Origin of the sequence: Streptomyces sp. NPDC048338, assembly GCF_043201055.1 — a bacterium.
Lineage (GTDB): Bacteria > Actinomycetota > Actinomycetes > Streptomycetales > Streptomycetaceae > Streptomyces.
Genome location: NZ_JBICYQ010000002.1, coordinates 214,917 through 229,088 on the forward strand (window position 1 = coordinate 214,917; position 14,172 = coordinate 229,088).

Consider the following 14,172-nt stretch of genomic DNA (forward strand, 5'->3'; position numbering starts at 1 on the left):
GGTCGCCGGGAGGACGTTCGGACGGTGGCGGGCGACGGGCGGGACCCGTGCGCAGCCGGTCGGACGGCCCACGGGGACGCCGTGCGAAGAAGTCACGGAGCGGATGTCACAGAAATCGCGCGGGCGGCGTCTTGTGGGCGAAGCGTTCGAAGCGAAGGAGACGACATCATGGCTGGGAACATCGAAGTGGTCGTGATCGGCGGCGGCTACGCGGGCGTCATGGCGGCCAACCGACTGACACAGCGCGCCGGCGTGGCCGTCACGCTGGTCAATCCGCGTCCGCGATTCGTCGAGCGGGTGCGGCTGCACCAGTTGGCGGGCGGGACCCACGACGCGGTCGTCGACTACCGCGACGTCCTCGCCGAAGGCGTCGCCCTCCTCGTCGACACCGTGACCCGGATCGACGCGCCCGGACGCAACCTCACCCTGGCGACGGGCGGCACCGTCGGATACGACTACCTGGTCTACGCGGTGGGCAGCGGCAGCGCCGACCCGCGCGTGCCGGGAGCGGCCGAGTTCGCCTACCCGATCGCGTGCCTGGAGGACGCGCAGCGGCTGCGCCGGACCCTCGACACCACGCCCGAACCGGCATCCGTGACGGTCGTCGGAGCCGGCCCGACGGGCATCGAGACCGCCGCCGAACTGGCCGAGGCGGGCCGCTCCGTCACCCTGGTGTGCGGTGAGGTGCTCGGCCCGTACCTGCACTCCCGGGGGCGGCGTTCGGTGGCCGGGCGGCTGGCTCGGCTCGGCGTGACCGTCCTCGAAGGCCCCGACGCCCGGGTGACGGCGGTGACGCGCGACGCCGTGCGACTCGGCGACGGCGTCGAGCTGCCGAGCGCGGTGACCGTGTGGACCGCCGGCTTCGGCGTACCGGACCTGGCCGCGGCCAGCGGGCTCAGCACGGACGATCTGGGCCGTCTGCTCACGGACGAGACACTGACGAGCGTGGACGACGTCCGCATCGTCGCCGCCGGTGACTCGGCGGCGCCGTCCGGCCTGCCGCTGCGCATGAGCTGCCAGGCCGCCATGCCGCTGGGCGCGCGGGCCGCGGACACGGTGCTCAGCCGGATCGACGGTGACCGGCCCGCCGACCTCAACCAGGTGTTCGCCGGACAGTGCATCAGCCTGGGCCGCCGCGCGGGCATCTTCCAGTTCGCCCGCCGCCACGACGTCGCGGTCTGGTTCCACATCGACGGCCGTCCCGGCGCGAAGGTCAAGGAGCTCGTCTGCAAGAGCACCGTCAAGCACCTCGCCGACGAGGCGCACAAGCCCGGCTCGTACCGCCTGCACAACGTCTCCGGGGGGGCCGGACGCCAGGAGGCTCTGCGGGCGACGGGGGCCGAGGCACCGGCGGCCGCCCGTCAGCCGGCGTGAACGCCACCGGCCGGTCCGCCGGTCCGGACGGTGCTCCGGGCGCGGCGCCCCGCCCGGACGCCGCGCCGGCCGGTGCGGGACATGCCGTCGTCAGCCCTCGGCGCGCAGCCGCTCCGCCTCCTCGGTGAGCCAGGCCGGGCGCACCATCTCGACGTTGTCGCCGATGCCCGCGGCGGCTCGGGCCAGCGCCTCCGCCGCTTCGCGGGGCCGGTCGTCCGCGCGGGCCCGGGCGGCTTCGGCCAGCGCCCGCGCGGCGGCGGCCTCGCCTGCCCCGGCGAGCTGGAACGACACCGCGGCCCGGTCGGCCGCCTCGGCCGCGTCCGAGTGGCTGCCCGCGGCCCAGTGGGCCCAGGCGAGGCTGTGGAGGCAGACGCCCTCCGCTCGCGGGTTCTCCATCCGGGACGCCTCGTCGAGGGCCTCTGCCAGCGTGGCCTGTGCCTCGCGCGCGCGGCCCGAGGCGATCATCGCGATGCCCTGGGCGTTCAGCGCGTAGGTGATGGCCTCCATGCTGTCGGCCCTGCGATAGGCGCGCGCGGCTTCCCCACCCGCGGTGATCACTTCGTCCCAGCGCTCCAACACCAGAAGCGCGATGGAGCGCGCGTTCCACGCGCGGGCCTCGGTCAGGGGGTTGCCGGACGTCCGCGCGAGCCCCGCCAGCCGCTCCGCGCCGGCGAGTGCCTCGGCGCCGTCGCCCACGTAGCTGTGCGCGAGGCTGAGACTGAGGATGGCGTGCTCCTCGCCCTCCGCGTCGCCGTTGTCCCGCGCCAGCGTCGCGGCCCGTGCCAGCGGGCTCAGGGAACCGGACAGCCTTCCCAACTGGCGGTGCGCGTCCCCGAGCCCGAACATGACGTTCTGCAACGCGTTTCGGTCCCCCAGCTGTTCGGCGAGCTCCGCCGCCTCCGTGAACAGCGTGACCGCGTCCTGCATGGGGCCGCCGCTGAGCCGGGCATGCCCGAAGCTGATCAGATGGGCCAGATGTGCGCGGTCGTCGGTCAATTGTCCCTCCAGGGTCAGATGCATGGAGAGGGCGGCCAGCACCGAACCGTGCCACACCATCCACTCGCTGATGGAGCTCAGTACGGGAGCCGCGGCGTCCGGCTCCCCGGCACGCACGCGGTGCGCGAACTCCCTTCGCTGCGGCTCCACATCGTCCAGGTGCCGCCACCGCGCCCGCGGCGCCGCCCGGTGTGCGTACCAGTCGGCGGCGCGCCGCTCCACCGCCTTCACACCCCGCGGTCCGTCCGATCGCATGGCGGCGTACGCCAGGTCGGCGTCCATCGGGTGCAGGGCGTAGGTACGGGTGGCCCGGTTCACCGACACCATGCGGATCCGCAGGAGTTCGGCCAGCGCCCCGAGGACGTCGAGGTCCGGGTCCACCCCGGCCGTGATCCACTCGATCGCCTCGCGGGGCACCGGTGTGCGCAGCGCCGCCAGGACCCCGAGGACGAGGCGGCCGTCGGCCCCGAGCCGTGCGTACCGGTCCTGGGCGAGCCCGGCGACCACGTCGCCGCGCAGGGCGAAGTCCTCGAGGACGTCCTGGAGCGTCGGCAGCGCCACCATGTCGTCGGCGACGGCACCCACGAGGAGTTCGAGGGCGCGCGGCACTCCGTGGACGTGGACCGAGGCGTCCAGCAGCTGTGCGTCCGAGAGCCGGGCGATGCCGAGGCTGCCGTCCTGGTCGAGTTCGCGCAGCAGCGCGACGGACTCGGCCGGCGGGAGGCCGTCGGAGAGCTCGACCTCGGCGGCGAAGCGTCGCAGTTCGGGCGCGAGCCGGACGGGAATCTGGGAGGTGGCCAGGAGACGAGGCGTCTCGCGGGCACGGAAGAGGCAGTCGAGAAAGACGTAGAGCTCGTCCTCCTCGTCGAGTCGGCCGTCGTCGTGGAGCCGGTCCTCCAGGTTGTCCATGAGGATGACGACGAGCCGGTCCTCCATCGCGTCGAACAGCTCACCGAGCTTGTCGCGGACATCGCGGTCCGTCGCCCAGACCCGCAGCAGGCGGCTCTCGGTCTCGGGACCGAGGACCCGCGCGCAGTCGAGGAAGACGCGCTCCAGGGAGATGCCCGACGTGCGCGTGCTCAGGTTGACCAGGCCCACCGGGGCGGGGGCGGGCGCGTTGCCGGGCCACTCGCCGTGCGCCAGCATGTCCATCACCTTGGCGGCCACGGCGCTCTTGCCCATGCCGCGCCGTCCGGTGATCGTCACCATGCGGACCGCAGGGTCACGCAGGTGGCGGCCGATCGCCTCACGCGCCTCGGTACGGTCCTTGAACAGCTCAAGCCCGTGGGCGACGGGCAGTCCGATGACCCGGGAGCCGACGGGAGCCGACGGACCGGGCCCCGGGAGCGGCGTCACGTCGGGCAGCGCGTCCGGGCCCGTGACGGGCAGCAGTTCCGCCAGCGCGGCCCGGCCTCCCGCATCGATCCCGCGCAGGGCGTGGTCGATGCGGACGGCCGTGAGCCGGCCGAGTCCCTCGCCGCGGTGGTGCTCGGCGACGACACCGACGATGCGCGGCCCGACCCAGACGGCGGCTCCGGACATCCCGGACCAGGGCGAGACGGCCGGGTCGGGGTCCGCCGCCGCCACGGGGACGCTGATCTCCAGCGTGCCCGTGCGCAGGTTGGACAGTGCGGCCACGGTGCCGTCGGCCTGGTGCAGTTCACGGAACTGCCTGCCGTCGGGTCCTCTCCGCCGCTTCCACAGGGGGAAGCCGGCGGCGTGCACCTCGACGATCGCGTGCCGCTCGTCCCCGACGCGGCCGAACTCCGCGGGGGATACGGGGACGACGTCCGGACCGGGCTCGATGACCAGCACGGCGAGGTCGCATCCCGCGTCGGACCAGGCCACGGCCGCGTCCGCGCTCCACTGGCCCGGCCGGTCGGCGTCGAAGCGGACCCGCACCGCCGTCGCGTCGGCCACCACGTGGTGGGCGGTGAGGACCGCGGCGCCGGTCACCCGGTAACCCGAGCCGCGGCGTCCCCGGCCGTTCGGGGCGGTGACGATGACCTCCGCGATCCGGTGGGGGTCGATTCCGCCGGCCGGAGGCGTGGGGTCAGATCTCACCGAGCATCTCGTCATCGGAGATCAGCGGCGTCCGGTCCGGCGCGTCCGCCGTCACCGGCTGCAGCGTCAGGGTGAGTCGTTGAGTGGCAGTCGCGGCACGTCTGGCCGCGGCGCTCGCGTCGAACACCCAGAACCGCACCTTCACCCCCGGCTCGCGCGAGCGCTCCACGCCGACGGTGAGTTCGAGCTCCACCTTCTCGGCCTTGAAGCGCAGGTCCGCGCCCTCCCCATCCGCCATCGCCCGGCTCAGTTCGCGGCGCAACTGCGCGATCATGTCGGCCAACTCGACTGCGTCGTCCACGTACGGGTCCCCCACCTGCGTGTCTTGGCGGTCCTGCCTCGGCAACTGCCTTGTCCAGCAATTCATATCATCGCCCGTCAGGTCCGCCGGAGTGCCGACCGCCCGACAGAGATGATGTGGACGTCGGGCGTGGAGCGATCCAGCGGTGCCGGGCACCCCACCCTTCCTGCCGGCGGCTGTTTCCGGCGGGCCGTGCCCGCGGACACCCGGTGTCGCGGCAGCGCCCGCGTTCCCCCGGGCGCCGGCCACGGGAGCGGTCGTGGAGATGCTCCTCGCGCCGGGGAGGGCGCGGAGCGGGAGACGGCTCGCGCTGCTCCTCCCCGGGTATGCCGACACCGCGACACCTCGACGGTTGCGGTGCTGCGGGAGCGGACACCGCCGTACGCCGCCCGAGTCCCGACGTGCCGCCCGGAACTGCGTCCCGCACCCTGTACACAGGGAAGGAGCGCGCGCCCATGCCGACCGCGGGACCGACATCGATGACACCGGCCGTCACACCGCTGCCCGTGAGCGGCGCGTCCCGTGCCTGATGGGCAGCGAGGGGCCCGCGGAGCGCCGCGCGGACAAGGACCGCGGGGCGCGGACGGGACTGTCGGAGCGTGGTGGTGCCTTGCGGCCGTCGTGGTGGCGGGTGAGGTACCAGAAGGCCAAGGTCACCGCCCTGCGGCTGCGGGATACGGCCGAGGCCCGGTTTCCGGCCGTCACCCATCTGAGTGAACGAATGCTGGCGGTCAACATCCTGGACGCCGCCACCCGGTTGGCCGCCCAGTGCTTCCTGACCGCGATCCCGTTGCTCTTCGTCTTCGCCTCCGTCGCGCCCGAGGGGGTGCAGAACCAGCTGATCACCTCCGTCCGGACCGTCTTCGGCCTCACGGGTGCCACGAACGCCCAGCTGGAGAAGCTGTACCAGTCCCACTCCGAGTCCCTCCAGGACGTCACCGGCGTCGTGGGCGGCCTGCTGGTCCTCGTGTCGGCCACGGCGGTGAGCCGGGCGATGCAGCGGCTCTGCCGACGCGCCTGGCAGGTCCCCAAGGGCGGGATGAAGGTCGCGCCCTGGCGTTGGCTGGTGTGGATCGTGGTCTGGCTCGTCGTCCTGGTCGTCCAGGCTCCCCTGCACGACGGTTTCGGTCTCGGACTGTGGCTGGGCGTCCCCGTCACCTTGGTGAGCCAGACGGCGCTGTGGTGGTGGAGTCAGCACCTGCTGCTGGGCGGCCACGTCCGCTGGCTGCCGCTGCTGCCGGGTGCCGTGCTGACGGCCGCCGCGGTGACCGCCCTGTCCCTCGGTGCGCAGTTCTACATGCCGACCGCACTCAACCGGACGCTGGCCGAGTACGGGGGACTGGGGCCGGTCTTCACGATCCTGTCCTGGCTGATCGTGCTCTGCGCGGCGGTCGCCCTCGCCATCACGGTGGGCGCGGTCGTGGCGCAGGAGACGCATCTCGCCGAGCCGTTGGGGAGCCTCACCCTCGCGCCCGGCAGCGAGGAAGCCGGGGACGGCGTGGAAGCCGGGGACGGCAAGGCAGGCGAGGACGGCGACGGCAGGCACGCCGCTGAGGGCGAGCACCCCGCCGACCGCAGCGACGACAGCGACGGCAACGACGGGAATCACGGCAACGGCGGCAGCATCGACGGCAATGACGGGAATCACGGCGGTCGACGATGACCAGCGACCTCCGCCCTTCCACCCGCCGCCGCTCGCCCCAACGGAGGCTCAGATTTCGCGCCGCCCGTGGTTCCGTGGCTGGCTGGGTTCGGAGGGTGCGTCCCCGAGCGCGTCCCCGAGCGCGTCCAGTGGACCGGACACCCTCGGACACGCACCGCGATCACGGAGGTGGCCTTCGATGCGCCAGCGCAGGAGCGGCGTGCCGCAGCGCCCGGACGCCGATGTGCGGTGGGCGGCCTGGCACACCCGGGTGGCAGGGGAGGAGGTCGCCCGCCCATGACACTCGACCTGATCCTGATCGGCCTGGCGATCACCCTGGAGCCCTTCCCGATCATGGGCTTCATCCTGCTGCTCACCGCGCACCGGGGCATCATCAAGGGGCTCGCCTTCATCCTCGGCTGGCTCGCCTGCCTGGTGCTGGTGATCGCCGGAGTCCTGCTGTTCACCGACGGGTCCCCGCCCTCCCTGAACAGCTCTCCCTCGACGGCCTCGCTCGCGGTCAAGCTCGCCATCGGCCTCGGGCTGATCGCCTACGGGGTCCACAAACAGCGCAAGGGCCCCCGCCCTCGCGAGGAACCCGCCTGGCTGGGGAAACTGCGCCACATCTCGGTCTGGTCGGCCGCCGGCATGGCGGTGCTCCTCCAACCGTGGGGCCTTGTCGCGGCGGGCGCCGCGACCGTCATGGGCGCGAACCTCTCCCACACGATCACCTGGCTGGTCCTGGTGCTGTACTGCGTCCTGGCCACCGCCAGCCTCCTCGCGATGGAGCTGTACGCGACGTTCAGGCCCGCCCGCGCCGATGCCCGGCTCCAGTCACTGCTCACCTGGATCACCGGCCACCAGGACCAGGCCGTCGTCATCCTGTCCCTCGGGATCGGGTTCTGGCTGGCGGGCAAGAGCATCTACCAACTCGCCTGACACCCCGGTCCCGCCGCGCCCGGACGTCGGGGACTCGCGTACGGCGCGTCAGGGCAGGATGCCCCGCTCCGGGGTCATCAGGACGGCGGTGTCCCCGGGTTCCGGCCGCGGAGGGCTGCCCTCCAGGGCCGGGACGAGCCTCCCGTCCGGACGGACGAGGAACAGCAGTTCGCTCCCGGACGGCCGGACGTCGTCCGCGGGCCGTACGACGACGGCCGCTCCGCGCGCGTGCCTCCGGTCGAGTGCCTGCCAGGTCAGCTCCGCGCCGAACAGCACGTCGCCGCCGACGAACGGAGCCACGACGCCGTGGCTCTCCGGGGGCGCGGCGAGGCGGTGCACCGGCCCCGTCACACTGCCGCGCACCACCTCCGCGGCCAGCGCGTTGAAGTCGTCCTCCGCCGTCAGGAAGTACACCGCCGTGATGCCCTCCAGGGCGGCGCCCTCGGTGGCCGCGGCCATCAGCTCGCCGGGCGCGAGGTCGATCCCGGCCCGGACGATGCGCTCCCGCTGCTCCTCCTCGCCCGCCCACATCAGCACCTCCAGACCCGCCGATCCCAGGGCAGCGCCCAGCTCGACGACCCACGCGTCGCCGCCCACCAGCAGCGGACGGGAGCGGGAGGCGCGGACGACGCGCAGCAGCCGGGCCACCGGCGCGGCGGTCAGCCCGCACAGCGTCACGGTCGCGACGATGACCACGAACGTCGCCGGCAGGATCTTGGACGCGCCGTCGATCTTCTCCGCCACCAGGCCCGCCGAGAAGGTCGAGGCGGTGGCGGCGGCGACGATGCCGCGCGGGGCCATCCATCCGATGAAGCCGCGCTCGCCCCGTGTCAGGTCGGTCCCGAGGGCCGACACGGCCGCCACGAGCGGTCGCGCCACCAGCACCAGGGCCGCGGCGAGGCCGAGCGCGGGCAGGATCACGTGCCGCAGGGACTCCGGGGTGACGGTCGCCGAGATGGAGACGAAGAGCAGCCCGAGGATCAGGCTGACCAGCGTCTCGAAGAACGGCCGCCGCACCGCGCTGTCCATCCCGGGCAGATTGGCCATCGCCACCCCCATGACCACGGCGGCGATGAGGCCCGTGTCGTCCCGCAGCACGTCGCAGAACGCGGCCACACCGACCACGAGGGCCAGCTGCGCGGTGGTGCCGAGGATCTCGCCGGGCCGCAGCAACCGGAACAGCGCCCACAGCAGCGCCGTACCCACGACCGCGCCGGCCGCTCCGACGCCGACACTGGCGAGGAACCCCGTCACCACCTCACCCACGCCGTGGTCCGTGCCGGCCACGACGACATGGAAGACCAGCGCGCCCAGGATGCCGCCGACCGGGTCGATCAGGGAGCCCTCCCAGGCCAGGACGTGCTGAAGCCGGTCCTTCGGCCGTACGAGGGCGAGCAGCGGCCCGACGACCGTCGGACCGGAGACCACGAGGATGGCGCCGATCATCAGGGCGGCACCCTGGGACATGCCGAGCAACGGAGCGGCCACCAGAGTGGCGACCACCCAGCTGACCAGGGTTCCGATCCAGATCAGCCGCACGACCACCCGGCGGTCGTGCCCCTTGAGCCGCGCGATGTCCAGCCCCAGGCCGGCGTCGTAGAGGATCACCGCGACGGCCAGGGAGACCAGCGGGGAGAAAGCCGGTCCCAGCAGCCGCTCGGGGTCGAGGTCCTCGACGAACGCGCCCGCGGTGAAGCCGACCGGCAGCAGGACGAGGAGGGCGGGAAGGCGCAGGAGGCCGGCCAGAAGCTGCGATCCGACGGCGAGGAGCAGGGTGAGACCGACGCCGATCAGTACCTGGTTCGTCGTCAACGGGAGACCTTCGGCGCGGAGGAGGGGCGGAGGAGGGGCGGAGGAGGGGCGGGGGAGAACGGGCCGTCGCGTCCGTGGACCGCACGGCGCCGGAGCCCTTCCACGCGTAGCCGCGGCGACCACGGCGAGGCTCCCCGCGGGAGCACGGACACCGGGTGACGTGCGAGGAGGGCCGACGGCGTCCGGGTCGGGACACCGTCCGCGCGCGTCTCGGCCACCCGCACAGACGAAAGCACCCGCCCTCGCGGCCGCGCGGACCGGCACGCGCGACGGAGCGCGTTTCGGTCCGCCGCGTCACCCGGTCGGACCACGTTTTCCGCCCTTCCCCCGGCGACCGGCGGCACCACGGATCCGGCCCCCGCCCGGGCTCCGGGCCGGGACATCACGATTCGGCCGAGCCCTCGCCTCGGCCTGACCGACCGCTTAGCATGGCGACCCCGGGAGCGGTGCGGGCGCACGTCCGTGCCCGTGATCGCCCCGCTGGAAGCACGCGCCACGACCGGCGCCGCCATGACGGCACCGTGCGCGGCGCACCTGCCCGCCGTCCACCTGGAGCGTCCATGCACAACGGTTCCGCCGCCGGCAGCATCCGCCCCCGGGGCTTCCCCGCGGACTTCGGCGCCCCGTCGGCCGACAGCGCCGCGGACCCCTCGGCCCTGCTCCTCTTCGACCGCGCGTGCAGGAGCCTGCTCGCCTACGGCACCGACTTCACCGACGGCGTCGTGGCGAGGATCCGCACCGAAGTCCCCTACTACGCCGACCCGGTACTGGCCCCCTCCGACGTGCGCTCCACGGTCCGCACCGGCATCCGCCACGGGCTGGAGACCGGTCTCGACCCGAGCAGGATCGTGGACGTCGAGCGCTACACCCGGGAGCTCGGCATACGCCGCGCGGAACAGGGCCGCCCCCTCGACGAGGTGCTGCACGCCTTCCGCGTCGCCGGATCCGGCGTCTGGAACGGGCTCGTCGGCGTCGTCGAACGGGACGGCCTCGGCGAAGCGCGCGGACTCGTGCACGTCGCCGAGATGGTGTGGAAGAGCAACGACCGGGACGCCGTCATGGTCGCCGACGCCTACCGGCAGGCGGTCGAAGGCGTCGCGGGCCGGCACGCCGAACGCGTCCGCCTGATCCTCGCCGCCTTGCTGGAGGCCCGAGGGGAACCCGCGTTCACCCGGAGCGCCGCCGACGTGCTCGACCTGCCGCTCGACGGACGTTTCGCGGTGGCGGTCGTCGAGGCTTCACCGCCGTACGGTCGCCTGCCCGGCGGCGCCCCGGAGATCGCCGGGGTCCGCGTCCTGCACCAGGCATGGGGACACCGCGCCGTGCTCGTCGCCCACCTCGCGGACGGTCCCCTGGACACGTTCGTGACCGGCCTCGCGGCCGGTCCGGGCCTGCGCATCGGGATCAGCCCCGTCGTCCCCGGGCTGGAAAGCCTGGCCAGGGCGCGTGACATGGCCGGGCTCGCCCTGCGCACCTGCCGGAGCGACGGGGAGATCGCCCGGCTCGACGGCCGGTTGCCCGAGGGACTCCTGGTCTCGCGACCGGACCTGTCCGCCGCGCTCACCCAGCGCGTCCTCCGGCCGCTGTACGACCTCGACCCCGTCGACCGGGAGATGCTGCTCGACACCGTGGACGTCTGGATCGAGAGCGGCGGCTCCACCGCCCAGGCCGCGCGCCGCATGTTCTGCCATCGCAACACCGTCCTGAACCGGCTGCGCCGCTTCGAGCAGATCACGGGCCTCGCCCTGGCCCGGCCACGCGATCTCGTACACCTCACCCTCGCGTTGGACGCCCACCGGCTGCTCGGACCGGCGGCGGCACTGGGCACTGCCGAACCCGAGCCGGACGGCCAGCGGATCTGACCCGAATCGGACGGTCAGCGGATCCGACCCGGGCCGGACGGTCAGCGGATCCGACCCGAGCCGCGTGCCGGCCGATCCACCGACAGGACCCGCGCCGGCCGGACCCGCACCGCCCGCCGGCCGACGTGATCCGCGTGCCGTTCCCCGCTCCCGCGGCGGCCGGCCCGTCCCACTGGGCGCCGGCACAACCGCACCCACCCGGGACTGGGAGCGGGCAGCGGGGCCGGGCCGGCGTATGGAGGTCCGCGGACGCGACTGCTGTGGTGGGCGTCGTTCAGGGGCGACGCAGCCGCGCCCCCGCCCGCCAGGAGAGACCGCGATGCCCCACCCGCTCACATCCCCACCTCCCCAGCCCTCCCCGCACCGCCGCCCCGGCCTCGCCTTCGCGGTGATCAACGGATCGACCTTCGCCGTTCACGTCCTGCTCGTCTGCACCACCGACGTCATGGCCGCTCCCCACCGTGGCGGGGCCGGATTCGGCGTGACCGCGCTCCTTTTCCAGACGGTGCTGCTGGTCGTCACGGCGGCGCGCTTCGACCGGCGTACGGACGTACCGGCCGCCCAGAGGGACACCCCGGCGGAGTCCCGCCCCGCGACTCCCGACCCGGGCGGACACTTCACGGCCCGTACGAGGGGAGGGTGGTGATGGCACCGGACGTCCTGCTCGCCGCACCGGGCCCGCTCGACCTCGGCAACCGGACACTGATCTTCGGGTGCTTCGTGACCTTCATCGTGCCCGTCCTGTTCCTCTGCGTCCTCAGCGGCCCTCCGAGGGACCGCGTCAACGACTTCTACACGGCGGGCCGCACCCTGCGTCCCCTGCGCGGCGCCCTCGTCCTCTCCGGCGTCTACCTCTCCTCCGCCACCGTCCTCGGCACCACGGGCAGCGTCGCGGTCTACGGCTACGACGGCCTCTTCATCGCCCTGTGCACCGTCCTCTCGCTCGGGGTGCTCCTGCTGCTCGCCCGCCCCCTGCGCCGGCATGCGGGCTACACCCTGGGCGACACGTTCGCCCTGCACGCTCCCGGGCGGGCGACGCGGATCGCCGTCGCCGTGGTCACCCTGAGTACGTGCGTCCCCTACCTCGTCGTGCAGCTCTCCGGGGCCGGTGTGACCACCGCCGCGCTGCTCGGACTGTCCGGCCCCGGGGTCGAGAAGACCGCCGTCGTGATGATCGGCACCCTCGTCGTCTGCACCACGGCGTTCGGCGGGATGCGCGGCACCGTCACCATCCAGGTGATCAAGACGGTGGTCCTGCTCTGCATGGCCCTGGCCGTCACCGTCGTCCTGCTCCACCGCTTCCACTGGAGCACCGACGCGCTCATCGACGCCGCCCGCCAGGGAAGCGGCCGGCCCGCCGCCTACCTGAGCCCGGGACTGCGCTTCGCCGGCAGCGCCGAACCGACCCTCGACTTCGTCGGCCTCGTCCTCACCATCGTGCTCGGGGTGGCCTGCCTGCCCCATGTCGCCACCCAGCTCGGCACGGCGCCCGACGAGGCCGACGCCCGCCGCACGGTGCGTCACACCCTCACGATCGTCGGCGCGTTCTGCTGCGCCACGGTGCTCATGGGGTTCGCGGCCGCGGCCCTGATCGGCACGCCGGCGATCCTGACCGCCGATCCCGGAGCCAACGGCGCGCTGGTGATGGCCGCCGGCGAACTCGCCGGCGGCGCGTCCACCGACGCCGGCGGTGCCCTGCTCATCGTCCTGGTCGCCTCCGGGGTCTTCCTCACCACGCTGGCGGTCGTCGCGAGCGTCACCCTGGCCGCGGCGGGCACCATCGCGCACGACCTCTACACGCACGCCTTGCGGCAAGGGCGGACGACCGAGGGCCGCGAAGTGGCCGCCGCGCGCGTGGGGTCCGCCGTCGTCGGACTGCTGAGCATCACGCTGGCGGTCTGGTTCCAGGGATGGAACATCCAGTTCCTCACCGCCCTCTCCCTGGCGGTGGCGGCGTCCACCCTGCTCCCGGCGCTCGTGTACGCGTTCCGCTGGAGGCGCTACAACCGGCGCGGACTGCTCTGGACCCTGTACGGCGGACTGGGCTGCGCCGTCGGGCTCTTCGCGTCCGGCCCCGTCACGTCCGGCAACCCCCTCGCGCTGTTCCCCGACCGGCACTTCGACTGGTTCCCGCTCCAGACGGTCGTCCTGGTGTCGATACCCGCCGCCTTCGTCCTGGGCTGGATCGGCAGCATCGCCGGCGCCGGCACCGGCGGCCGTGGCACGGAGCGCACGGAGCGCACGGAGCTTGCGGAGCGTACGGAACGGACCGAGGAGATGTCGGCCGGGTGGATGGCGCAGGCGCCGGAACGAGAGGCTCCGGGCCACGGCCGGACGTGAAACGGGTCGACTCGCGGCAGGCGTTTCCCCTCCGGACCAGCGGGAAGGCGAAGGGCAGCTTCTGCGAAAGGGTGGACATGAGCACGCGAGAGAAGGCGAAGGCCCAACTGGAGCAGGTCGTCGGGAAGGTCATGCGCAAGACGGCGCACCTGACGGGCAGGAGGACCACCGGCGCCAAGGGCGCGGCCCTGCAGGCCCGCGGCAAGGCCCGGCAACTGAAGGAGAAGGGCAAGGACCGCATCGGATTCTGATGCGGCGCCGGGTCGCGCACCACGTGGTCGACCGCCCTCACGAAATCCCGACGCGGCCCTCACCGTCACTTCACGATCGCGTGGAGTGACGGAGGCCGCCCGGGTGAGAAGCGCAGGGACGCACGCCCCCGCCCGAAGCCGGAGAACACCGTGCCCCAGCCCGCCTCCGCCGGCCTTCCGCCCGCGCAGACGCTCACCCGGACGACGACGACCGAACTCCTCACCGTTCTGCGGCCGGTGAGGATCGACACCACGCTCAGCTACTGCTCCCGAGCCCCGTTCACCGTGGGCATCGCCTTCCACATCCTGGGCGGGGACGTCACAGTCTGGCGTGTCGACCGCGACATGATCACCGCGGGTGCCCACACCCCCACCGGAAGGGGCGACCTCCACCTCCGGCCCACCGGCGGCGGCAAGGTCCTGCTGCGTCTGGGCCCGCCCGGTGACACCGCGACCGTTCTGGCGGACCGCGACCACCTGGTGGAGATGGTGCGCCAGACCTACGTGCTGGTCCCGCCGGGCAGCGAGAGCGCGCACATCGACTGGCAGCCGTTTCTCGACCACCTCGACGGCTGACGGCGTTCCGCCGCC

General features: G+C 73.5%; 11 protein-coding genes. 8 read left to right on the forward strand and 3 right to left on the reverse strand.

Features of this window, described 5'->3' with window-relative positions:
• Window positions 1-168: 168 nt before the first annotated feature.
• Complete coding sequence (locus ACGFZF_RS05470; RefSeq protein WP_393551204.1) at window positions 169-1,374, forward strand: NAD(P)/FAD-dependent oxidoreductase; 1,206 nt, start codon at window positions 169-171, stop codon at window positions 1,372-1,374.
• 90 nt (window positions 1,375-1,464) lie between these two features.
• On the opposite strand, the gene ACGFZF_RS05475 is transcribed toward ACGFZF_RS05470, so the two are convergent.
• Window positions 1,465-4,434 carry a trypsin-like peptidase domain-containing protein gene (locus tag ACGFZF_RS05475; protein ID WP_393551205.1) on the reverse strand — a complete coding sequence of 990 codons (2,970 nt, stop codon included), beginning with the start codon at window positions 4,432-4,434 and terminating at the stop codon, window positions 1,465-1,467.
• A complete protein-coding gene (locus ACGFZF_RS05480) occupies window positions 4,424-4,735 on the reverse strand; it encodes a trypco2 family protein (RefSeq protein ID WP_393551206.1) in 312 nt (103 codons plus the stop codon). The genes ACGFZF_RS05475 and ACGFZF_RS05480 overlap by 11 nt, the downstream gene beginning before the upstream one ends.
• A 631-nt stretch (window positions 4,736-5,366) precedes the next feature.
• Here ACGFZF_RS05480 and ACGFZF_RS05485 point away from each other — a divergent pair.
• Both ACGFZF_RS05485 and ACGFZF_RS05490 read left to right on the forward strand, forming a co-directional pair.
• A complete protein-coding gene (locus ACGFZF_RS05485; protein ID WP_393551207.1) occupies window positions 5,367-6,398 on the forward strand; it encodes a YhjD/YihY/BrkB family envelope integrity protein in 1,032 nt (343 codons plus the stop codon).
• Window positions 6,399-6,674: 276 nt separating this feature from the next.
• Window positions 6,675-7,316 (forward strand): GAP family protein, encoded by a 642-nt coding sequence (locus ACGFZF_RS05490; RefSeq protein WP_393551208.1) that lies wholly within the window; start codon window positions 6,675-6,677, stop codon window positions 7,314-7,316.
• Window positions 7,317-7,364: 48 nt separating this feature from the next.
• Here the strand turns inward: ACGFZF_RS05490 and ACGFZF_RS05495 are convergent, their stop codons facing one another.
• Window positions 7,365-9,128, reverse strand: a complete 1,764-nt coding sequence (locus tag ACGFZF_RS05495; protein ID WP_393551209.1) for a cation:proton antiporter — start codon at window positions 9,126-9,128, stop codon at window positions 7,365-7,367.
• 560 nt (window positions 9,129-9,688) lie between these two features.
• Here ACGFZF_RS05495 and ACGFZF_RS05500 point away from each other — a divergent pair.
• The 5 genes from ACGFZF_RS05500 (at window position 9,689) to ACGFZF_RS05520 (ending at window position 14,157) form a co-directional block, all read left to right on the forward strand.
• Entirely contained in the window at window positions 9,689-10,990 is a 1,302-nt protein-coding gene (locus ACGFZF_RS05500; protein ID WP_393551210.1) for a PucR family transcriptional regulator, read from the forward strand.
• 319 nt (window positions 10,991-11,309) lie between these two features.
• Window positions 11,310-11,636 (forward strand): hypothetical protein, encoded by a 327-nt coding sequence (locus tag ACGFZF_RS05505; RefSeq protein ID WP_393551211.1) that lies wholly within the window; start codon window positions 11,310-11,312, stop codon window positions 11,634-11,636.
• Window positions 11,636-13,330 carry a cation acetate symporter gene (locus ACGFZF_RS05510; protein ID WP_393551212.1) on the forward strand — a complete coding sequence of 565 codons (1,695 nt, stop codon included), beginning with the start codon at window positions 11,636-11,638 and terminating at the stop codon, window positions 13,328-13,330. Before ACGFZF_RS05505 ends, ACGFZF_RS05510 begins: the two co-directional genes overlap by 1 nt.
• Window positions 13,331-13,407: 77 nt before the next feature.
• The gene (locus ACGFZF_RS05515) at window positions 13,408-13,581 is read left to right on the forward strand and encodes a hypothetical protein (RefSeq protein WP_393551213.1); all 174 of its coding nucleotides are present in this window, start codon (window positions 13,408-13,410) and stop codon (window positions 13,579-13,581) included.
• A 150-nt stretch (window positions 13,582-13,731) separates the two neighbouring features.
• A complete protein-coding gene (locus ACGFZF_RS05520) occupies window positions 13,732-14,157 on the forward strand; it encodes an SsgA family sporulation/cell division regulator (RefSeq protein ID WP_393551214.1) in 426 nt (141 codons plus the stop codon).
• Window positions 14,158-14,172: the final 15 nt, after the last annotated feature.